General features: G+C 60.0%; 18 protein-coding genes and 3 pseudogenes. 7 read left to right on the top strand and 14 right to left on the bottom strand.

All coding sequences use genetic code 11. From position 1 onward, the window contains the following. Positions 1-14: 14 nt before the first annotated feature. The 5 genes and pseudogenes from J3P89_RS18045 to J3P89_RS18025 form a co-directional block, all read right to left on the bottom strand. Positions 15-842 (bottom strand): EamA family transporter, encoded by an 828-nt coding sequence (locus J3P89_RS18045; RefSeq protein ID WP_434695122.1) that lies wholly within the window; start codon positions 840-842, stop codon positions 15-17. Between the two features lie 68 nt (positions 843-910). Next, positions 911-1,822, bottom strand: coding sequence for a transcriptional regulator GcvA (gene gcvA, locus J3P89_RS18040; protein ID WP_434698028.1), 912 nt, complete (start codon positions 1,820-1,822; stop codon positions 911-913). Between the two features lie 69 nt (positions 1,823-1,891). Then, positions 1,892-3,910: a DKNYY domain-containing protein gene (locus J3P89_RS18035; RefSeq protein ID WP_434695121.1), complete on the bottom strand. Its 2,019-nt coding sequence runs from the start codon at positions 3,908-3,910 to the stop codon at positions 1,892-1,894. Positions 3,911-3,977: 67 nt separating this feature from the next. Continuing rightward, positions 3,978-4,160, bottom strand: a pseudogene (locus tag J3P89_RS18030) (LysE family translocator); the annotation flags it as partial. A 106-nt stretch (positions 4,161-4,266) separates the two neighbouring features. Beyond that, positions 4,267-5,049, bottom strand: a complete 783-nt coding sequence (locus tag J3P89_RS18025; RefSeq protein WP_434695120.1) for an SDR family NAD(P)-dependent oxidoreductase — start codon at positions 5,047-5,049, stop codon at positions 4,267-4,269. A 192-nt stretch (positions 5,050-5,241) separates the two neighbouring features. Here J3P89_RS18025 and J3P89_RS18020 point away from each other — a divergent pair, with 192 nt between their 5' ends. Then, positions 5,242-5,808 (top strand): TetR/AcrR family transcriptional regulator, encoded by a 567-nt coding sequence (locus J3P89_RS18020; protein WP_434695119.1) that lies wholly within the window; start codon positions 5,242-5,244, stop codon positions 5,806-5,808. A gap of 217 nt (positions 5,809-6,025) precedes the next feature. Here the strand turns inward: J3P89_RS18020 and J3P89_RS18015 are convergent, their stop codons facing one another. The 6 genes from J3P89_RS18015 to choW form a co-directional block, all read right to left on the bottom strand. Then, the gene (locus J3P89_RS18015) at positions 6,026-6,289 is read right to left on the bottom strand and encodes a hypothetical protein (protein ID WP_305495615.1); all 264 of its coding nucleotides are present in this window, start codon (positions 6,287-6,289) and stop codon (positions 6,026-6,028) included. A 117-nt stretch (positions 6,290-6,406) separates the two neighbouring features. Then, positions 6,407-7,321 carry a LysR substrate-binding domain-containing protein gene (locus tag J3P89_RS18010; protein WP_434695118.1) on the bottom strand — a complete coding sequence of 305 codons (915 nt, stop codon included), beginning with the start codon at positions 7,319-7,321 and terminating at the stop codon, positions 6,407-6,409. 88 nt (positions 7,322-7,409) lie between these two features. Beyond that, entirely contained in the window at positions 7,410-8,528 is a 1,119-nt protein-coding gene (locus J3P89_RS18005) for an FAD-binding oxidoreductase (RefSeq protein WP_434569063.1), read from the bottom strand. A 9-nt stretch (positions 8,529-8,537) separates the two neighbouring features. Next, positions 8,538-9,791, bottom strand: coding sequence for an aromatic ring-hydroxylating oxygenase subunit alpha (locus J3P89_RS18000; RefSeq protein ID WP_434695117.1), 1,254 nt, complete (start codon positions 9,789-9,791; stop codon positions 8,538-8,540). A gap of 75 nt (positions 9,792-9,866) precedes the next feature. Next, positions 9,867-11,090 carry a choline ABC transporter ATP-binding protein gene (gene choV, locus J3P89_RS17995; RefSeq protein ID WP_434695116.1) on the bottom strand — a complete coding sequence of 408 codons (1,224 nt, stop codon included), beginning with the start codon at positions 11,088-11,090 and terminating at the stop codon, positions 9,867-9,869. Continuing rightward, positions 11,087-11,935 (bottom strand): choline ABC transporter permease subunit, encoded by an 849-nt coding sequence (gene choW / locus J3P89_RS17990; RefSeq protein WP_434695115.1) that lies wholly within the window; start codon positions 11,933-11,935, stop codon positions 11,087-11,089. The genes choV and choW overlap by 4 nt, the downstream gene beginning before the upstream one ends. A gap of 221 nt (positions 11,936-12,156) precedes the next feature. On the opposite strand from choW, the gene J3P89_RS17985 reads away from it, so the two are divergent. Both J3P89_RS17985 and J3P89_RS17980 read left to right on the top strand, forming a co-directional pair. Beyond that, the gene (locus tag J3P89_RS17985; RefSeq protein WP_305495603.1) at positions 12,157-12,858 is read left to right on the top strand and encodes a TetR/AcrR family transcriptional regulator; all 702 of its coding nucleotides are present in this window, start codon (positions 12,157-12,159) and stop codon (positions 12,856-12,858) included. Next, positions 12,855-13,640, top strand: coding sequence for a pyrroline-5-carboxylate reductase family protein (locus J3P89_RS17980; RefSeq protein WP_434695114.1), 786 nt, complete (start codon positions 12,855-12,857; stop codon positions 13,638-13,640). Before J3P89_RS17985 ends, J3P89_RS17980 begins: the two co-directional genes overlap by 4 nt. A 433-nt stretch (positions 13,641-14,073) precedes the next feature. Here J3P89_RS17980 and J3P89_RS17975 read toward each other — a convergent pair whose 3' ends face one another. Continuing rightward, on the bottom strand, positions 14,074-16,110 hold the full coding sequence (locus J3P89_RS17975; RefSeq protein WP_434695113.1) for an FAD-dependent oxidoreductase: 2,037 nt from the start codon (positions 16,108-16,110) through the stop codon (positions 14,074-14,076). 209 nt (positions 16,111-16,319) lie between these two features. Between J3P89_RS17975 and J3P89_RS17970 the strand changes: the two are divergent. The 4 genes and pseudogenes from J3P89_RS17970 to J3P89_RS17955 form a co-directional block, all read left to right on the top strand. Beyond that, positions 16,320-16,463, top strand: a pseudogene (locus tag J3P89_RS17970) (electron transfer flavoprotein subunit beta/FixA family protein); the annotation flags it as partial. 23 nt (positions 16,464-16,486) lie between these two features. After that, positions 16,487-16,927 (top strand): annotated as a pseudogene (locus J3P89_RS17965) (electron transfer flavoprotein subunit alpha/FixB family protein); the annotation flags it as partial. A 292-nt stretch (positions 16,928-17,219) separates the two neighbouring features. Further along, entirely contained in the window at positions 17,220-18,119 is a 900-nt protein-coding gene (locus J3P89_RS17960) for a glycine betaine ABC transporter substrate-binding protein (protein WP_434569055.1), read from the top strand. Positions 18,120-18,450: 331 nt separating this feature from the next. After that, a complete protein-coding gene (locus J3P89_RS17955) occupies positions 18,451-19,437 on the top strand; it encodes an isopenicillin N synthase family dioxygenase (RefSeq protein WP_434695112.1) in 987 nt (328 codons plus the stop codon). Between the two features lie 32 nt (positions 19,438-19,469). Here the strand turns inward: J3P89_RS17955 and J3P89_RS17950 are convergent, their stop codons facing one another. Together J3P89_RS17950 and dddP are read right to left on the bottom strand one after the other, a co-directional pair. Further along, a complete protein-coding gene (locus J3P89_RS17950) occupies positions 19,470-20,423 on the bottom strand; it encodes a GlxA family transcriptional regulator (RefSeq protein WP_434695111.1) in 954 nt (317 codons plus the stop codon). Beyond that, positions 20,420-21,781: a dimethylsulfonioproprionate lyase DddP gene (gene dddP, locus J3P89_RS17945; protein ID WP_434695110.1), complete on the bottom strand. Its 1,362-nt coding sequence runs from the start codon at positions 21,779-21,781 to the stop codon at positions 20,420-20,422. The genes J3P89_RS17950 and dddP overlap by 4 nt, the downstream gene beginning before the upstream one ends. Positions 21,782-21,916 lie beyond the last annotated feature (135 nt).

The following is a 21,916-nucleotide window of genomic DNA, read 5'->3' as shown; positions in this document are numbered from 1 at the left end:
AGCAGTTGGCTGTGTCAGCCGATGATGATGGTGCCGCTGACGATCACTACGCACGCCAGGATCCGGCGGGCGGTGAGTGTCTCGCCGAGGAAGATGGCGCCGATCAGCGCCGCAAACAGCACGCTGGTTTCGCGCAATGCCGATACCGCCCCCAGGGGCGCCTCGTTCATGGCGTAGATGACTATTCCATAGGCCAGCAAGGAGACCAGCCCGCCGGCTGCGGCGCTGAATGTTCCGGGGCGGACAGAGAACAGGCTGCGTGCGTCGCGCAAGCCGATGTACACCATCGGCATCATCACGCCCCACAGGGCGCACATCCAGACGGTATAGGCGAGCGGCGCGCCGGAGAGCCTGGCACCGATGCCGTCGACGACGCTATAGGCGGCGATGAAACAGCCGGTGCCCAGCGCGTAGGGCAGGCTGGGCACCGACAGTTTGCGGCCCCTGAAGGCCAGGGAAATGATCCCGCCGGACACCAGCGCAATCCCCAGCAGGACGCCGGGGGCGATGCTTTCTCCTGCGAAGACGGCGGCGCCCAGGGCGATCAGCGCCGGTGACGAACCACGGGAAATCGGATAGACCTGCCCGAGGTCGCCGACCCGGTAGCTGCGTACCAGGAACAGGTTGTAGCCGACGTGCAGTACGGCTGAAAGCACCGCATAACCCCAACTGGCGGCAGCCGGTGGGACCATGAATGCTGCGGCGACGACGCAGGTCACGGCGATGGCGATGCACATGATCGTCATTGACCACAGCCGATCGGCACCGCCGCGCAGCAAGGCGTTCCAGCTGGCATGCAGGAGCGCGGCGAAAAGAACCAGTGAGATGATATGGATAGGCATGCGCCATTCTAGGCGGCGCAGATGCCTGTACTACAGCGAAGTCTCCTCATCGTTTCATGAGTAAAACCTCATGCATCTTCATAAGCGCGTTGGACGGTCGACGCCTCGCCGATCAACCATTGGCGGAAGCTGACGATATGCGGCTGCGATTCGATGCCCTTGGGACAGACAAAATAGTAGGCCAGCGGTGACGGGAATGGCACGTCGAACAGCCGCACCAGGCGGCCATCGCTGATTTCGCTTTCGACATGCCCGCTGCGCACCAAGGCAACGCCCTGGCCGAGCAGGGCTGCCTCGACTGTCATGTTGGTGTCGCCGAACCTGACGCTTTCCTTGAGTGGCAAGAATTCCAGGCCGACCTTCTCAAACCACATCTCCCATTTCGGCACCAGCTCGGCGCCATCCCGGGTCAGCAACGGGTAGTGCAACAGTTCGGCAGGGCTGCGTGGCGTCCCGAAGCGCTGCAGCAGATCGGGACTCGCCACCGGAAAAACCTGCTCGCCGAAGAGGAATTCCGAATACAGGCCGGGGTAGTTGCCCTTGCCGAGCCGGATTGCCACGTCGGCCTGGGCACTGGAGAAGTGGATGATCTTGTCGGTGGTGTCCAGCGAGACCAATAATTCCGGATGCAGGCGGGAGAGATTCGGCAAGCGGGGCAGCAGCCATTTCAGCGCGAAGGAATACGTGGTGCTGACTTCGAGTCGAACCCTGCCTTTCTGCTCGCGTAGATCGCCCAGGGTCGCCTCCAGGCTCATGAAAAATTCGCGCACGATGGGCGCCAGCGTGGCCCCCGCGGCGGTGAGGCGCAGTGACTTGCCACGTTCGAACAGTTGCAATCCCCAAAGGGACTCCAGGTGCTTGAGCTGGTGACTGACCGCGCTTTGGGTGACGTGCAGCTCTTGCGCGGCAGCGGTAAAGGTCGCATGGCGGGTGGCGACTTCAAAGGCTCGTAATGTAGCGGTCGGCGGCAGGTCTCTCATGTGAAGGGTATCCGGCGATTTGAGGATGCGCGTCATGAGCGCTGGCTCATGATAGAACATCGCCGGCGGCTATGAATGGGACGGCTCACGAAGGGATTGCTGATAATGCGCTTCATCGACCTCGGTCAGGCTCGCATAGCCGTCGTAGTGGTAGATTCGGTGCTTGTCTCGGGCATAACGCTCCGTCAGGAATTCCAAGGTGCCGAGGTCGATACGCTTGGCACTCAGCGGCCGCCGATGGCAGAACAGTTTGCGTGTACCCAATTGCAGGAAATCGGGATGCGGCACGCGGACTTCGTCAGGCTCGAAAGCCACATCCAGCCACTTGCCTTCCGAGAAGATCAGCGTGGGGCTAACGGCATAGGTACCGAGAATGCGAGTGTCGCAAGGATGTAGCTTTTTTTTCGCCTCGCCGTAGTAATAAACCGCGTCCCGATCCTTGGCCCAACCATGCCCGCAAGACTCGAAACTGCCTACCTGAGCCTTACGAATCGGTTCAGGGGGATGGTAGAAGACCCGGTGGCAGAACACGGTTTTGCCGTCGGTGAGATAGGGCTCGCCGAGTGAGCGGAAGTGCTCAACCGGCTCCTGGGAAAACCGTTCGGGCACTTGTGTCTCGGCGTTATGAAACGGGATCAGATAAAGCCCCCGGGCATCGCCGCACAGGTGCGTGTCGAGCAATTTGAAACTTGCTGCGTCCAGCCCGTTGATAGCGCGGCCATGGAAGTACACCTGGCGGCTGACTTCGAAACCGAGGCCGATGGCTTGTAACGGCGGCGTTTCTGTTTGCGTTTCTGCAGCGTCAGGCGGCGCTTGCAAACGGTGCCACCAGTAACCCTGCAGTTGCGGATTAGCCTCGAAGTAGGGCGCCCATGCCTGTTGCATGGCCGCATCGATGATTCCGCCAGAACCCAGCGGACCATTCCTGTCACCCGCGAGCACAGGCGAGTAGTCCAGGTCATCGCCATAGAGCTGGGTCACGACGAAGCTTTCCACGTCGACATCCAGGCGTTTCTGACGTTTGTAGACGTGATGTTGATCACGGTAATAATCGAACCCCAAGTGGCGGAAACTCGGGCCGTGGGCGTCACGCAGGCGCGTCCCGGCGGCGTAGACGTACAGGTCGTCCACGGCGAAATACTCATCCTCCCTTTCGCTGCTGCCAACCACGCGGCCGCACTCGTCGAACGCCGGGTGGCAGTTCTTCAGCAGCCGAAAATCACCAACGTAGCGCAGGGTCTTGCCGGTCAGGTAATAGGCGCGTTGCTGGTCCTTGGCGTAACGTTCGTTAAGCACGGTGAAGGTCGCCAGGTCGGTATTGTCGATGCGATAGAAATACTCATAGGCAATGCTCGAACCTTGCTGCGCCTGCACGATGATCGACTGCTCATCGGTTCCCCAGCGTTCGGCGAGCATCCGGAAGTCGTCCGGATTGCTGATCGGCAACGGGGTGCCGTCCTTCTGGTGCAGGAGTTTGAAACCCTTGTAGACCTGACCGTCGATCACCCGATAGGAAGGGTGGTTGCAATAACGCACCCGCGCCGTCGCGCTGGCGATCAATTTGCCTTGGAGAAAGATACTCACTCCGTCGCTGAACAGGGCAGAGGCTGCAGTCATGGAGGCTGGCGACGATGGCACCGGGGCCAGGCTGTCGGGCTTTGCCTGAAGGATTTCAGTGATTGCGTATTCGCCGAACCAATAGGCGCCGGACGCATCGCGCCAATATTGGTGGCCAAGGTTTTCCAGGGCCTTGTCGAACCGAAACGCCAAGGCCTGGAGCGCGTGATAGCCGTAGCGCTGTTGGTAGGCGGGAAGCAGGTAATAGTCGCGCAAGGCGTCACGCAAAACCCAGGGGTTGCGTCGATGCCGCCAGACCGGCTGGCCGGCAACCAGAGGCGAGGGCGGATAACGCCCGTCACTGGCAGCTTTCGCTATCGCGTCGGGGTGTGCGCCTTCAGGGTTGAGCAGGATGTACACGTCCGGCACTTGCCCGTCGCCCAGCAGCACGCCTTCCAGGAAGGCAAAACCCTGATGCCATTCGAGATCAAGCGGCTCCCACTCAGCAATAGCCGTCTCTACGTCTGTCATGTTGTTGCGACCTGAGCGTTCGATGGTTGGCCAATGATCACGGTTTTACATGCCAGAAGCACACCGTTCAGTTATGAATCGGCAGGCTCACCCCGAAAAGTACGAAAAAACCGCCACAGACTTTATTGAATCGGCGCCCGGTTCGGGCCAGCCAAGGCCTGACCCGGTGCGCTGCGCTGGCTACACCGAACTCGACGATAAACTCGACGACCGCGTAAGTCAGCGCGATGGCCAACGTCTGCGCGATGATGCAGAAACCCGGGCGGCTTTTCATGGTGAAGAATTGACCGGACGGATCCGTCTGGGTGTCGCCGAGGACGAACCGTCCAGCACCGGAGCACTTTCGCGGTGAAACGTCAGGCCTTGTAGCGCTCGGCAACCGTCGATTGCTTGATCTGCGACAGCAGTCCCTGCCGCGCCGCCTGCAACGCATCCCAGCGCGCGCCGTCCTGCAAGGGCGGGATGGTCACGCCTTCGCGGCGATCGAAGCCGACCAGCGCGGCGTCAACCAGGTCGCTCACTTCCATGATTTCGCTCAGCGAATTCATGTCGATGCCGGCGCGCTCCCAGATTTCGGTACGGGTGGCTGCCGGCAGCACGGCTTGGACATAGACGCCTTTGGGCGAAAGCTCGAGGCTCAGCCCTTGGGAGAGGAACAGCACAAATGCCTTGGTTGCGCCGTAGACCGACATGCCAAATTCCGGTGCCAGGCCGACCACCGAGCCGATGTTGATGATTGCGCCTTCGCCAGCGTTTGCCAGGCGCGGGGCGATGGCGCTGGCGAGTCGAACCAGCGCGGTGGTGTTGAGCGCAACGAGGTGCGCGACGCTGTCGGTGGTCTGTTCGATGAAACTGCCGGACTGGGCGGCGCCGGCGTTGTTGATCAGGATGCCGATGCTGTCGTCATCGCGCAGGCGGGCCTCGATCTTGTGCAGATCGCCGGTTTGGGTGAGGTCGGCCTGGAGCACATCGACGCTGACGTTGTGTTCATTGCGCAGTTCGCTTGCCAGCGCTTCCAGCCGCGCGTTGTCGCGGGCTACCAGCACCAGATCGTGGCCGCGTTGAGCGAAGCGCTTGGCATAGACCGCGCCGATGCCGGTGGAGGCGCCAGTGATGAGGACGGTTTTGCGAGTGGTCATGGTGTCGGTCTCTTGAAGGGTTGGGAGTGCAATCACTTCATTTGCGGTGCTGCTCAGCGAACGTCGGGTAGTCAGTTTCGTACCGCTTGGTTATAGGATGATGACCGAAATCTAAACTGTCAACGAATTTGATTATGCTCGGCATCTATGTATGATGAGGGCTTGATTCGAGCGGCCACGAGGCATACGCAAATGAGAGTGACCAAGGCCCAGGCACAGGCAAACCGCGAGCACATCGTCGAGACGGCGTCCGTGTTGTTCCGCGAGCGCGGTTTTGACGGAATAGGCGTGGCGGACCTGATGGCCGCTGCGGGTTTTACCCATGGCGGCTTCTACAAACATTTCGGTTCGAAGGCCGACCTGATGGCTGAGGCTTCCGCGAACAGCCTGTCGCAGTCGCTGGCCAGCACCGGCGAGCTTGATGTAGCCGGATTTTTTGCGATGTATCTATCCAGGGAACACCGCGATGCGCGGGGTCACGGTTGCACGATGGCGGCGTTGTGCGGGGATGCGGCGCGTCAGTCAGACGAGTTGAAGGCGACTTTCGCCAGCGGCGTCGAAAGCACCCTGGCTTCGCTTGAAAAAAAGCTTGAGACAAAAGAGGAGGGGGGCCGGGCGAAGATGCTTGGCCTGCTCGCCCAGGCTATCGGCGCGATCATGCTTTCGCGCGCGTGCCCGGACGATGCCCCGCTGGCTGGCGAAATACTCGAGGTCTGCCGAGCACAGATCCTCGCGTCCCTGCCAGCATCGGAGCCATGAAAAACCAGCGGTAGCGCAGCACGTGCTACCGCTGTCCGGGTCAGAAAATGAATTTGAACAGGGCAATGACCACGATTAGGCCGATGAGGAAAATGATCCCGACGGTACCACCAAGAAATTTCAACATGAGGACGCTCTCTTCAGATGGGCTTAGTGTTCTAGACCCCTGGCGAGAGCGCGCGGTTCGTTAAATTTTCGAATGATCGGCCGCAGGCTTTCAGTGAACCGCCAGGGACCTCGGGACGGAAACGTATTCGAACTTCGAAACGGTCTTGATCCAGTACCGCCGATACTCGGTCTTGTCCGGCGCCAGCGGTTTATGGCTTGACCAACGGTTTTCCGCCTTCAGGCTGGCGCGATACGCCTCCCATTCTTTCTGCTCGGCCACTTCCCTGGCTTTGTTCCTGTCATCGAACCAACCCAGGACGTACGCATCGCTCTGGTCCGTGCCGCTCGCTATCAGCAGATATATGTCTGTCATCACCGGTTCCCGCCGCAATCCAGCCACCCAGTCACTGGGCTCTTGTGAGGGTTATCGGCCGCCGTTGCGGTTTTTGAAGCCGTTTGATAAACGGCCCTGGGTTCGACGCACCACTGCTCAGGCAGCCTCCGTCTGCGCAAGATAAGTCATCAGCCATTCGCGGAAGCGATTGACACTTTGCCGGTTCGGCGCGCGCCCCAAGGGTTCCAGCAGACAAAACTGCGCATCGGTGCGCAAGAGGCTGGAGGTCGGGCGAACAAGGTTGCCGGTCTGCAAGTGGTCGCCGAGCAACCTCGACCAGGCCAGGGCCACACCTTGCCCGGCCAGCGCCGACTGGATCAGCATCGAGTAGCTGTTGATGTTGATCCGCCGACGAGGCTCTGGCGCCTGGTGGCCCAGGCGTCGGAACCATTCCTTCCAGCCGATCCAGTCCCGATGCTGATCCTCCAGCCATAACCAGGTGCAGGCGCCGAGCTGTTCGAGCCTGCCGGCCTCGGGATGCTGCGCCAGGTACGCGGGGCTGCACACCGGGAAAATCTCTTCGCTGAACAGCGCGGTGACTTTCATGTTGCTGGGCGGCTTGCTGCAGTAATACAGCGCCAGATCGCAATCGAGCCGGGAAAAGTTCTCGACCTGGTCGGTGGCGATGATGCGCAGGTCGATCTCTTCGTGCTGGCGCTGAAACTCCGAAACAAGCGGAAGCAGCCACAGGGATGCCATCGCCGTACTGGTGACCACGGTGACTTGCTGCGCGCCTTGCCAATGCCGAACGCCAGCCGTGGCGCGGGCGATCTGCTGCAACGTATCGCGAATGCTTTCGTGGTACTGGCTGCCTGTAGAAGTGAGGTTGATTTCACGGGTCGTGCGGATGAACAGTGCCGTGCCCAGATAATCTTCGAGCAGGCGTATCTGGCGGCTGATGGCGCCCTGGGTGACGTTCAGTTCACGAGCCGCCACGGTGAAACTCAGGTGGCGAGCAGCGGCCTCGAACGCCACCAGGCTGTTGAGCGGCGGCAACGGTTGCAGTTTCATCGGGCTGGGTCACTGTCTTGTTTGGGGTCAGGCGCAGGGTGATTGTGCAGAAGCCTGCGCGCAGTGACTAGCGGATCAGGCGTGACGGCTAGAGATCGATGATCAGATTGGAGGTCGGCTTGCTGCAGCAGAGCAAGCGCAGGCCCTTATCGATCTCCCGTTGCCGGATGCCGCCGTTGTGGTTCATGTCCACCGTGCCTTCCAGCAGGGCGGTCTTGCAGGTACCACAGATGCCCTGGCTGCACGAGGAGGGCACGATCGCCCCGGCTTTTTTTGCCGCGCTCAGCACGGTCTGGTTGCCGGGCATGCTGAAGGTCTTGCCCGAGCGCGACAGGGTGACGGTGAACATCTCTTGCTGGTCGAGTGAAGGGGCCTGCTCAATCAGCGGTTCCTCATTCAGCACCGCGATATCGAAGCTTTCCTGATGATAGTGGCGAAAATCGAACGCCGCTTCCCTGAGCAGCGACTTGACCGCTTCCATGTAGCCCTGGGGACCACAGGTGAAGATTTCCCGCTCGTTGTAGTCAGGCACTTGCTGGCTCAACAAAGGCAAATCGAGCCGGCCGATCGGCTGCTGCCACTGGCTGGCAGCGCCAAGCCCTTCGCAAATACCGATGACCCGCAGGCCGGGCATATCGGCCTGCATTCGCGTCAGTTCGTCATGGAAAATGATATCCGCCGGCGTGCGGGCGCTGTGCAGGAATACGATGTCGAGATTGGCCGCCATGTCGCAGGCGGCGCGGGTCATCGACATCAAGGGCGTCACGCCGGAACCGGCCGACAGGTACAGCAGTTTTGTCGCCGGATGACCCACCGGTGTGAAACTGCCCGCCGGGCCGGACGCCCTGAGGTTGTCTCCCGGTTCGAGATGGTCATGCAGCCAGTTCGAGACCACGCCACCCGGCACGCGCTTGACCGTAATCGAAAAGGCGAACGGGCGCGTGGGGGAGGACGACAGCGTGTAGCAGCGCGCGATGGTTTGCCCACCGATGACCGGCGACAGCGTGATGAATTGCCCCGGTTCGAAGCTCAACGCACTGAAGTCCGCGCATTGGAACACGAACGTCTTTACATCATGGGTTTCCTGGTGCACGGCGCAACATGACAAGGTTTTCTGCTCGCCGCTGTGCCATTGCGAGCCATAAGCGGTCCAGGTCGTCGGGTCGGTAAAACGTTGGGGCCGCGTCAGCTTTTCGTAGGTCGTCATGTCCATCCCTCACACGCCATGGGCGGCCAGACGCGCCGCGTACCAGCGAGAAAACTGGTCGACATAGGTTTCGGTAAACGCCGAGAACGGTCCGGGTGAATAGGCCGGGTCCTGGGTGCCGCTGTGGGTGATGCCGACCAGGTTGGCGTCTTGAAGATTGGTCGCCGCCCAGACTTCGATCAGTCTATCCACCTGGTAGTCCACGCCCTCGATGGCATCGGCGTGCACCAGCCATTTGGTCCGCACCAGGGTTTTGTCGGGCGCCAGCGGGATGATGTAGGAGACCACCGCATGGTCGCTCATGATGTGGGTCCATGAGTTGTGGGTCCACAGGTGCATGTCGCCCAGATCGCGCCGGGTGAGGTCGCCAAACAAGCGCGTGGAGGCGACGCGGGTATCGAGGGTCTGGGATTCGCCGTTGCCGGCGATGGCCAGGCGCTGGGTGCGGAACTGAGTCACCGCGTCCTCGCCCAAGTGTTCGACGGCCTCACAGAGGTAGCCTTGGTTTTCCCAGTCTTGCCTGGTATCGGCGTTGCGCTGGTGATATTCCTTGAGTGCCAGGAGCGAGTCCTCGCCCAATCCGTCGGTGCAGAAGCCGAAGTCCTCGGGCAGGAACGACGCGGTCAATTCGGGGTGAGTGGCGGCGCAGTGATAACACTCGCGATTGTTCTCGATCACCAGTTTCCAATTGCCGTTTTCGATGATTTCCGACTCGTAGGCGATTTTCGAATGGCTGAGATCGTACTGAGCGAAACGCGGGGTCATGACCTGGTCGAGGTACAGGATGTCTTCCGGCGGCTCGTCACTCAGGCAGACGAATACATGGGCACCCACCACGCGGGTGTGGACCGGGATCAGGCTCTTGCACCCCGGGTCGAAGTCCTTGCCCATGTGCGCGGCATGTTTCAGGCTGCCGTCCAGGTCGTACGTCCATTGGTGATAGGGGCAGACCAGCATGCCCACCGTCGATTTACCGGCCTGTTTCAAACGCGCCCCACGGTGCCGGCAGACATTGCGGAACGCCTGCACATGCTCGTCATCATCGCGGACCAGGATGATCGAGGATTTGCCGATATCGATCGTCGAAACATCGCCGGGTTCGGCAACGTCGCTGGTGACCCCCACCAGAATCCAGTGTCTGGTAAAAAACACATCGACGTCGGTTTCAAAAACATCCTCGCGGCCGAACAGACCGCCGGGCATGCCATGGCCCGGGGTGCGGTCGGCCAGCAGTTCACGATGGGTTTTAAGGGTTGGGTTCATCGTCGATCTCACTCAAGGCAAATGATCGGTGGTTGGCGGACAAGCAGTGCTGCAGGGAAAACGGGTTTCGTCTGTTCAGGCCACCGCAGGCTCTGACAATGGCTCGGATAAAACCGGGCGCGACAGGTCATGCCCGAGCAGTGCGCGGTACAGTTCCGTATCGCCCAGTACACCAACGACGGTCTGGTCTTTATCGAGCACGATCAATGGATGTCCTGTTTCGTAACGGATACGCAGCGCCTCGCGCATGCCGGTATTCGCCGGCACCGAGGTGACCAGGCGGCGCAAGGGCGCGGAGGCCTCGTTGCGGTTCCAGCGTTGCAGCGGTTGGGCCGCAGCGCCGCGGCGCACGCTGGCCAATTCTTTCGATGCGTTCAGCGCAACCCAGAGGTTCTGCACCGTATCCAGGCAATATTCGCCTTGTGCGGATATGCACTGGTCCAACGGGGTCATCAGGCTTCCCGCACAGAGCACATTCAGTGGGTTGGTGTGGGCGACGAAGTTGCGCACGTAGTCATCGGCCGGCTTCAGCACGATCTCCTCGGGTTTGCTGTACTGGATGATCTTGCCGTCTTTCATGATGGCGATCCGTGTTCCCAGCTTGAGGGCTTCGTCCAGGTCATGGCTGACGAAGACGATGGTCTTGTGCAACTTGCGCTGCAGGTCGAGCAGTTCGTCCTGCAGGCCTTGGCGAATCAGCGGATCGAGGGCCGAGAAGGGTTCGTCCATCAGCAGGATATCGGCGTCCATCGCCAGGGCGCGGGCCAGGCCGACGCGCTGCTGCATGCCGCCGGACAACTCGTCGGGCTTCTTGTTGCGCCATTGGGTCAAGCCCACCAATTCAAGCTTTTCGTCGACCAGCTTGAGCCGCTCCTTCTCGGGGCGGCCTTGCATTTCGAGGCCGAAACCGATGTTCTCGCGCACGGTCAGCCAGGGCATCAGGGCGAATTTCTGAAAGACCATCGCGATGCGTCGGGTGCGCATCATTTTCAGCTCGGCCGGGGTGCAGGCGGCGATGTCGATCTGTCGGCCCTCGTGCTCGACGAACAATTTGCCGCGACTCACCGTGTTCAAGCCATTGATGCAGCGCAGCAGGCTCGATTTGCCGGAGCCGGAGAGGCCCATCAGCACGCAGATTTCACCTTTGTTGATGTCGAGATTGGCCTTCTCCACGCCGACGATCAGGCCGGTTTGCTGCAGAATTTCCGGGCGCGAAAAACCCTGGTCGAGCAGCGCCAGCGCCGGCTTCGGGCGGTTGGCGAAGATGACGTCGACGTCTTCAAAACGAATGATGCTCATGCGTCACCTCTCTTTACGGTTTCGCGCTGCTTGCAGATGCGGTCGAGGATGATCGCCAACAACACGATCGCCAGGCCTGCTTCGAAACCCATGGCGATATCGGCGGTATTCAAGGCGTTGACGACAGGCTTGCCCAGGCCATCCGCGCCGACCAGCGCGGCGATGACCACCATCGACAGCGACAACATGATGCATTGGGTAATCCCGGCGGCGATGCTCGGCATGGCATGGGGCAGCTCGATGCGTGCCAGCAGCTGGCGACGCGAGCAGCCGAAGGCTTTGCCGGCGTCCATCAGTTCTTGAGGAACATCGCGCACGCCCAGGTAGGTCAGGCGGATTGGCGCGGCAATGGCGAAGACCACCGTGGAAATCAATCCCGGAACCACACCGAGGCCGAACAGCGTCAAGGTCGGGATCAGGTAGACGAAAGTGGGGACGGTCTGCATCAGGTCGAGCACCGGTCGCAGGGTTGCGTAGAACCAGGGACGATGCGCCGCGACGATGCCCAGCGGCACTCCGATGATGACGCACACCAGCGTGGCGAATGTCACCTGGGCCAGGGTTTCCATGGTTTCCTGCCAGTAGCCCAGGTTCAAGATCAACAGGAACGACAGGGCGACGAAAAGCGTCAGGCTTACCTTGCGTTGAATGTAATAAGCGAAGAGGGCCAGCAGCCCGATCAAGGCCAGCGGGTTGAACCAGAGGAGGGCGCTGGTAAAGACCGAAATGACCTCGGAGAGCGACAGCGAAATGGCGTCGAAAGCATCAGCGCCATGTTGGGTCAGCCATTCGACGTATCGGGCGATGTACTCACCCAGCGGGAGTTTTTCTTGTGCAGTCCACATAAGGCGGCTCGTTTTTGTTCTGGTTTGCCTGGAACAGATACTCATCCGGGCGTGCGGTGCTGACAAACCATTTAAAGTCAGCGGCTCATGAGTTTTTGTCATCAATCCTGCTGGGATTCGGAAGCACAAGTCGCGTCGCGTTGAGCAACTGTACTCAGGTGTACATTCGGCGGGCATCCGAGTACATTCGCGTTACGTATGTTCAACAAGGTGGATGCAAGATGCCCCAGGTAGGGAAGGCGCGCGGCAAGGCCCAGGACGCCGGCTGGCGAGGGTCGCCCGAAGGCTGGCTGGAAGCGGCCTACGAGGCCTTGAAAGAGTCCGGCATCGATGCGGTCAGGGTCATGCCGCTGGCCAAGCGTTTGGGATTGTCACGCACCAGCTTCTATTGGTTCTTCGAGGATCGTGAGCAGTTGCTCGCCGCCTTGCTGTCGCGCTGGCGGGAGACCAACACCGGTGGCTTGATCCGGCAAAGCGAGAGCTACGCCGAGAGCATTTCCGAGGCGATCCTGAATGTCTTCGAATGCTGGCTCAACCCTCAATTGTTCGATTCGCAATTCGAGTTCGCCGTGCGCAGCTGGGCGCTCCAGTCCGCTGAAGTGGCGCAGGAAGTCGCCATCGTCGACGAGCAGCGAATGGGCGCCCTGGCGAGCATGTTCAAGCGCTTTGGTTATGACAGCCAGGGCGCCGACGCACGGGCCCGGACGATCTATCTGACCCAGATCGGCTACATCACCATGAACACCAGCGAGCTGATCACCGTGCGTTTCCAGCGCATCCCGCACTACGTGAGTATTTTCACCGGCAAAGTACCCAAGCAGCGCGAGCTGGATCGTTTCTACGGTAAATTCGGTTATGCCGAAAAAGAACCGGGGATCTTTGTGCCGTTGACGGAAACCTTTGAAGAGACGGCCGGGAAATGAACGCGCCGACGCTGGGCATCATTGGCGGAACGGGCTGGCTGGGCGGGGCGATTGCCAAGGCTGTGTTGGCGCAGGCGCTGTTGCCGGCGGGTCACCTGGTTATTTCCAATCGCTCGGGTGTCCATCCTTTGGCGCAACAAGGCGTTTGTCTGGTCACGGACAACCAGGCGCTGGTGGACCGCAGCGACGTGATCATCATTGCGGTGCGCCCCGAGCAGTTCGCCGGCCTGAGCCTCAACGCTTCTGGCAAGACAGTCATTTCATTGATGGCCGGGATCACCGCGCAGGCCATTGCCGCCCGGACCTCGGCTTCGAGGGTGCTGCGGGCGATGCCTAATGCGGCGGTGGAGATCGGGCAGTCGTTTACACCTTGGTATTGCGCTGGCGCGGTAGAGGCCACGATAAAAAGCTTCGTCCAGCGCTTGTTCGAATGCGTGGGCACGGCTGCCGAGGTTCAGCAGGAAGACTTCATTGATTACCTCTCCGCGCTTTCCGGCACCGGCCCGGCCTTTCCCGCCTTGCTCATGACAGCGCTGGCAAATCAGGCGATGGAGGCCGGCATACCCGCCGAGATTGCGCAGCTTGCCGCGAAGAATGTCGTGGTCCACAGCAGCCAGTTACTGGCCAGCCATGACGCCCGGCAGATGATCGACGCCCTGGTCGCCTACCGCGGCGTGACCGCCGCCGCCCTCCAGGCGATGACCGAGGGACATTTCGAGGAGCAGGTGGGGAAGGCATTGCAAGCCGGTGCCGCGGTCGCCCGCCAGGGCCTGCAAGCCTGATTCACTGATCAGACCTGTGGGAGACCTGTGGGAGCGAGCCTGCTCGCGAAAGCGTCAGCCAGTCCAACATCCCTTTCACTGAACCACCGCCTTCGCGAGCAGGCTCGCTCCCACATTTGGATCTTTATCAATCACACAATTGCTGTGCAACACAGAACCCTGTGGGAGCGAGCCTGCTCGCGAAAGCGTCCGCCATCCAGCATCCTTGTCACTGAACCACCGCTATCGCGAGCAAGCTCGCTCCCACATTTGGATCTTTATCAATCACAAGATTGCCGTACAACACAGAACCCTGTGGGAGCGAGCTTGCTCGCGATGGCGTCCGCCAGTCCAGCATCCTTGTCACTGAACCACCGCTATCGCGAGCAGGCTCGCTCCCACATTTGGATCTTCATTTATCGACACAATTGCTGTGTCCTTCTCCGGTCGCGCTTCAGATGTCCTTGACCAACCGCAGCGCATCGTAGATGGCCGCATGGGTATTGCGCGCCGACACCGCGTCGCCGATCCGGAACAGCTGGAAGCGGCCTCCGGGGTTGGTCACGATATTCTGGGTTTTCCCGGCGATCAGGTTGTGCTGCTCGACCGCGCCGCTGTTGCTCGAATGCCGCCGCAACTCAAAGTACAAATCGTCCAGGGGCAGGGTGCCGTGGTTGACCACCACCTGATCGACCGCGCGCTGCTTGTGAACCTGGCCGTAGTCGCTGCCAAAGTGCGCAACCAGTTGACCGTCGCGTTTTTCCACGGAATCGACCCGATAGGTGACGGTGAAGGTGACGTTCAGGTCTTGCAGGCTGCGCATGTAAGGCACCAGGTTCATCGCCATCACTTCCGGTGCGAACGACCGGTCGGGCGTGACGATTTCCAGTTTCGCGCCGCTGCCGGCGATGATCTCGGCCGCCTGTAGCGCCGCGTGGTCGCCGGCGTCGTCGAAGATCAGCACGTTCTGGCCGGGCTTGATATCGCCGGAAATGATGTCCCAGGTCGACACCACCAGCTCATTGCCTTGCTTGAGCACCTCGGTGTGGGGCAGACCGCCCGTGGCGACAATCACCACGTCCGGTTCTTCGGCCATCACCGTCTCGGCTTCGGCCCAGGTGTTGAACTGGAACTTCACGCCGAGGCGTTCACATTGCGCCATGCGCCAGTCGATGATGCTGATCATCTCGCGGCGGCGCTCGCTCTGCGCGGTCAAGCGGATCTGCCCACCTGGCTGGTCGGCCACTTCGAACACGGTGACTGCATGGCCGCGCTCGCCGGCCACCCGTGCGGCCTCCAGGCCCGCCGGGCCGGTGCCGATCACCACCACCTTGCGCTTGAGCGGCGCCTTGGGGATTTCGTGGGGCATGGTGGTTTCGCGCCCGGTGGCGGCGTTGTGGATGCAATACGCGGCGCCGCCCTGATAGATGCGGTCCAGGCAATAGTTGGCGCCAACGCAGGGGCGGATCTCTTCTTCACGTTTTTCGATGATCTTGCGCACGATATGCGGGTCGGTCATGTGCGCGCGGGTCATGCCGATCATGTCCACCTTGCCCGAGGCGATGGCGTGTCGCGCCGTGGCGACATCCGGAATCTTCGCCGCATGAAAGGTCGGGAAACCGGTGGCGGAGCGGATCTCGCCAGCAAAATCCAGGTGCGGCGAGTTGCGCATGCCTTGGATCGGGATCACGTCGGTGAGGCCGGCATCGGTATCGATGTGCCCGCGCACGACGTTGAGGAAATCCACCAGCCCGCTGTCCTTGAGCATGTGGGAAATCTGCAGGCCATCGCTGGCGCCAAAGCCGCCGGGCAGGTCTTCGTCGCCGGTGTAGCGCACCCCCAACAGGAAGTCCTCACCGCAGCGCTGGCGGATGCCGCGCAACACATCGAAGGTGAAGCGCATGCGGTTTTCCAGCGAACCACCGTAGGGGCCGTCGAGATCGTTGGTCAGTGGCGACCAGAATTGATCCATGAGGTGCCCGTAGGCCTGCAGTTCCAAACCGTCGAGACCGGCGGCTTTCATGCGTTCGGCGGCGTCCACGTAATCCTTGACGATCCGGTCGATGTCCCAGTCTTCCATCTTTTTCGGGAAGGCCCGGTGGGACGCTTCGCGGCGATGGGACGGCGAGACGACCGGTAGCCAGTCAGCCTTGTCCCAACGCGTGCGCCGCCCCAGGTGGGTCAGTTGAATCATCACCGCGGCGCCATGTTCGTGGCATTCGTCGGTCAGGTCCTTCATCCATTTGACCACCTCGTCCTTGTACGCCAGCACGTTGTTGAACACCGGCGGGCTGTCCCGTGAAACCGCAGCGGAGCCCGCGGTCATGGTCAACGCAACGCCGGCCTTCGCCCGTTCGACGTGATAGGCGCGGTACAAATCTTTCGGCATGCCATCCACGGGATACGCGGGTTCGTGGGAGGTGGTCATGATCCGATTCTTGAGGGTCAGATGCTTGATCTTGTAGGGCTGCAGCAGAGGATCGCTGGACATGGTGTTGCTCCGGGAACAGAACATCAGGCTTGGTTTTGACATAACGGTATGTGCAATGTTCATGTGTGTCAACGAGTGAGACACAGGTGTACATTTTTCTTGCGCGGGGGAATAACCAGGATTACCATCCAGTCGAAACAGGGGTGATCCGGCGCGTGCGCGCCAGTCATCCGGCATCGATCCAAGTGCAAGGGGGCTGTGCAAAGACCATGAAAGTGCTCGTTGCGGTAAAGCGCGCCATCGACCCGAATGTGAAAGTCCGGGTGAAGGCTGACGGTTCAGACGTTGAGCTCAACGGCGTGAAAATGGCCTTGAATCCGTTCTGCGAGATCGCGGTGGAAGAGGCGATTCGTTATCCCATGACAAACCCTGCGAAGTGGTTGCAGTGGGCGGCGGACAAAGCGCCAGCAACGTGCGTCTGGTGAGCGAACAACTGACGGCCAGCGAACGGCCCGACCTGTCGAGCGCCCGCGTCGTCGTTTCCGGTGGCCGCGGGATGCAGAGCAAAGAGAACTTCGCCCTGATCGAGCGAGTGGCGGACAAGCTCGGCGGTGCCGTGGGTGCCTCCCGCGCTGCTGTTGATTCGGGGTTCGCGCCCAACGATCTGCAGGTCGGGCAGACGGGCAAGATCGTCGCGCCGGAGCTTTATATTGCCGCAGGCATCAGTGGCGCCATTCAACATCTGGCGGGCATGAGCGGTTCAAAGGTCATCGTCGCGATCAACCAGGACGCCGAGGCACCGATTGCCCAAGTGGCGGATTATCTGTTGGTGGCGGATTTGTTCGAGGCGTTGCCTGCACTCGAAAGGGCATTGTGAATTCAAGACGTAAAACGACGATCCCGTGGCGAGGGAGCTTGCTCCCGCTCGGCTGCGCAGCAGCCGCAAAACCTGGGGCCGCTGCGCGACCCAGCGGGAGCAAGCTCCCTCGCCACGGGTTTATCGACAACCTTGAAAGAATCAGCCCGCCAACGGGCGGAGGAGGGTAAGCCACACCCAATAGCCGTGATTTCATAATTAGAACTTGCCCATGGCCGTGCGCGGTCGCGATGGGAAATGAATGCTTCTGCTGCCCTGCCAATAACTATTAATACAGTCTGCGGAGATGCACATGATGACGTTACCCCGTAAAACTTTTATCGGCTGGTTTGCCGGCCTTGCATTGGCCTGCGGCAGCCTGATCGCTCAAGCCGAGGAACCCGCGCCCATTCGTATCGGCTGGGTGAACTGGTCGGATACGGAAATCGCCGTGAAGCTGGCGAATACCGCGTTGCAGGATCATCTCAAGCAACCGGTCAAGCTGGTACTGGCCGACATCGGCATCCAGTTCCAGGCACTGGCCAACGGCAATATCGATTTGATTCCGATGGTCTGGCTGCCGAGCACCCACAAGTCCTTCTATGACAAGTACAAGGACAAGCTCGAAGACCTCGGCGTACTGTATGAAGGCCGGATCGGCATGGCGGTGCCCACCTCGATTCCTACCAGTGAAATTGCCAGTGTCGAAGACCTCAACAAACCCGAAGTGCGGGAGAAGCTCGGCGGCAAGATTCTCACCTCGGAAGTGGGCAATGGTCAGTACAAGCTGACGGAAAAAGCCATCAAGGAATACAAGCTCGACGGCTACAAGATGGTTGCGTCTTCAGAGTCCGGCATGCTGAGTGAACTGGATCGCAACATCAAACGAGACAAGTGGTCGTTGGTCAACGCCTGGAGCCCCCACTGGATGTTCGCCAAATGGCCGCTGCGTTACCTGGATGATCCAAAGCAGATATTCGGTGGCGCCGAGCAGATCCACGCGATTGCCCGCAAAGGTTTCAGCGCCGAACATCCGGACGTGGCGCGCTTCTTCGCCAACTTCAAGATCCCGAAAGCGGACCTTGAGAAGTTGATGGCGGATGCCCGCGAAAGCACTGCGGACAAGGTGGTTGCCGAGTACTACGCGGCGAACAAACCGCGCTTCGAAGCGATGTTCGGCAGCCAGACTGCTTCTGCTACGCCAGCCCCGTAATCACCGCTGTCCCTCGATGGTTTTGTTGCCGTCCGGTGCCCTTCGTCAGGGCACCGGATTTATTGTTTTCAAGGATAAATAGTCTGTAAGCGCTGCTACTGCCTGACAACTTTAAAGACACTCCGTTTCCGTTGTTGCGCTCTTAGGGTTCAATGAGTGGCATTGTTTGGTTTGACCAATGATTATTTGTCATGAGTGCAAAAAGAAATATGGTTTGTCTGTAACTGTCCGGTTCTCGACAATGACTTAAGCGCAAGTACCAAGAGGAGTTGCGCTCCACGGGTACTTGGCTTCCCGCCATTATTCAAAGTGTTCTGTTGAGGACCGATCGATGAATCAGATGACCGACGCCAGGCTGAATAGCAAACAAACAACTTTCGAAGAAATTCCGCTCATAGATATTGCCGCTCTGGTCGATGGTAGTGATCCCCGGAAAGTCGCACGCGAAATAGGTGTGGTTTGCGAAGAGGTCGGGTTTTTCTACGTTGGCAACCACGGTGTGCCCAGAGCCCTGACCGATGCCATGCATGTTCAAGCGAAAGGCTTTTTCGCCAGGCCTTTTGACGAAAAGAATAAACTCAATGTGGTTAATTCGGGCCCTACGCTCCGCGGCTATATCCCCATGTACGCGGAGAACGTCGATCCGGAAAATACCCGTGATTTCAAAGAGTGCTTTGACTACGGCGCGCACTGTGACGAAGTGTCGCCTTTCTTCGGAGCCAACCTGATGCCGGCTGAGCCTGCCGCGTTTTCCGATGTTTGCGAGGCCTACCACAATGCAATGCTGGCGCTCGCACGCAAGCTTATCAGCGCCATTGCGTTGAGCCTCGATCTGCCAGCGGATTACTTTGAAAAGTTGCAACGCAAACCGATCACCATCCAGCGCTTGCTGCGCTACCCCTCGCAAAGTGGCGAAGTGTCTCAGAAGGAAATAGGGATCGGAGCGCACACGGACTATGGTGTCCTGACGATCCTGTTCCAGGACCGGGTCGGCGGCTTGCAAGTGCGCAATCGTGCGGGTGAATGGGTAAGCGCTCCTCCGCTGGAGGATACGTTCATCGTCAACATCGGGGACCTGGTCCAAACCCTGACGAATGATCGCTACACCTCGACCATGCACCGGGTCATCAATACCAGTGGTGTCGAACGGTACTCCTTCCCATTCTTCATTGACCTGGACTTCGACGCGACAGTAGAGACCGTTGCGACCTGTGTCAGCGCTGGCAACCCGGCCAAATATGCGCCTTACACCTGTGGTCAACATAAGTACCGTCGTTTTGTTGCCAGCTATACCCACCTGAAGCCCATCGAGGCCTGACATCGGGAGACCTGCCTTCTCGTCAGCAGGCGCTATATCTCGTAGCGACTTTCCTTCGAAGGAGGACAGCCAAAGAGCGTGCTATAGCACTTGCTGAAGTGAGGGGTAGAGACAAACCCGCAGGCAATGGCGACATCCGTGACGCTCAGCCTGGAGTTCTGTAGCAGGCGCCGTGCCTCGGTCAGCCGTAGTTCCAGATAGTAGCGTTGCGGAGACATATTGATCTGCCTGCGAAACAGGCGCTGGATCTGGCGCTTGGACAGCTGAACGCATTCAGCGAGCAAGTCCAGGCTCAAAGGTTCTTCAAGGTTGCATTCCATCAATGCAATGACTTCCCGCAGGCACGCACTGACCTTGCGGTCCAGGACCTTGGCCGAGGTACGAAACCGAGACTCATGGTCCAACAGGTCAAACACCGCGTCCGCGAGTTTCGGGTCGAGGGCCGCGTACAGCCATTTCATCATGATCTGAAAGGCGCCGGCAGGGTTGGACGCGGTGAATCGGTCCCTGTCGAACACCACTGTATCCAGCGTCACCGTGGTCTTCGGTGAACACTCCGACAAGGCCATTCGTTGTTCGGCATGAATAGCGCATCGGTAACCGTCCAGCAGCCCAGCCTTGCCCAGGTACCAGGCGCCGTTCCATAAGCCGCCGAGCGCAATGGGCAGGTTCGCCAGTTTGGTCAGCAGCGTTACCAACCCGTGGGGGAGTACCCTCGGCGTGCGCAGGCCGCCGCAGACAATCATCAAGTCCAGCGCCGCGATCCTGATATCGGTCAACGGTGTGTCTGGCCTGATGGGGATTGCCAGGTCGCTGATCACTTCAGAGTCGTTGCGACTGAAAGTATGGATTCTTATCGACCCTGGCTGAATCAGATTGGCGGTGACGAGCACGTCCAGGCATTGGGTGAAACAGGTCAGGGAGAAGTTATCGAGCAACAGGAAGCCCACGCTCGATGTTTTCTGGGGCTCGATCATCGCGTTCATGAGTTGTGCTTCGTATCCCGCAGGAAACTGTCATCGAAAGGGTAGTGGGTGAGTAACTCATAACCGGCCTCGGTCACCAGCAATTGGTTCTCCAGCTTGATGCCATCCTGTCCGCCCACCTCACCGACATACGCCTCGACGCAGAGGGCCATGCCCGGCTGCAGTTCGCCCTCGTATCCGTAGGACTCCAGGTCCTCCGGATAACGAATGCTCGGGTACTCGTCACACAGCCCGACGCCGTGATAAAGCACGCCATACCGTTGAGCCCGGCACGGTTCGGGCAACCGGTGCGCCTTGGCGGTCAGCTCGGTGAAGCGTACGCCTGGCTTGATCAACTCGGTGTTATGGACGATATGGTCATGGGCGATCCGGTACAGGCGCTTCTGTTCGGGCGTGGGCTCTAGGCCCCCGCAGATCCAGCTGCGGGACATGTCCACGCACACGCCGTAGGTGCCGATCAGATCCGTGTCGAATGACAGCAGATCGCCGTCGCTCAACACGCGTGGGCCGGACTCCTGGAACCAGGGGTTGGTGCGAGGTCCGGAACTGAGGATGCGCGTCTCGATCCATTCGCCACCGCGGCGGATATTGCCGGAATGCAGCGCGGCCCAGACATCGTTTTCGGTCACGCCGGCGCGCATTGCCTGGTGCATTTCGGCCACCGACGCTTCGCATGAAGCCACCGCACAGCGCATCGCCTTGATTTCATCCGGGCCCTTGATCATGCGCGCGAATTCGGTCACTTCCTGGCCGCTGCAAATCTCGATTGCCAGGGCATCCAGGGCACGTACGCCGGCGACTTCTATTCGATCGACCGCAAGCCGTCGGTTGACTCCGGCGTGTTGGCGCAGCAAATCGTCGATTTGCGCGGCGAAATGCCTGGCGTGTCGATCAGTGTGTTCACCGGTCTCGAAAAAGAAAAAAGATGCCCCGCTGCGTAGCTCCGTCACCAGCGGCAAGTGGGCGGATAAGTGATCACAGCCATGGAAGTCCCACAAAACCACATGCCCACTGGCGGCGACGAAGCATGCCCGTGCGGGGTTATGAGTCGTCCACAGTTGCATGTTGGTGGTATCGGTCGCGTAGCGGATATTCAGCGGATCGAATAACAGGATGCCACCCAGGTCAAGGGCGACCAGTTGATCGACAATCCGTTGTAATCGGTACTTGCGCAGGGTGGGCAAATGGGGCGGCTCCAGGTCCAGCCGCTCCCACTCCGCAAACGCCAGCGGCGTAGGGCCTATCTCGACGCGGTTGTTGTCATCGACGGAGCCGTCTTTTTTCAGTGCAACTGCACGCTGCCTCGCCGGGTCGATGCGCCGGGCATTGGCTGGAATCGAAAAAGGTGAAGGAGGCATGAGGGGGTCCAGTGTTCAGTCTGCTAGAGGTATTCAGCTGTGCCGGCCTCTTCGCGAGCAAGCTCGCTCCCACATTCCTCGGGCGTACACACGAACCTGTGGGAGCGAGCTTGCTCGCGATGAGGCCAGTACAGT

The sequence above is a fragment of the Pseudomonas sp. Z1-14 genome (assembly GCF_051132005.1).
In the GTDB taxonomy this organism is placed as follows: domain Bacteria; phylum Pseudomonadota; class Gammaproteobacteria; order Pseudomonadales; family Pseudomonadaceae; genus Aquipseudomonas.
This window is presented reverse-complemented; position numbering and strand designations above follow the sequence as displayed.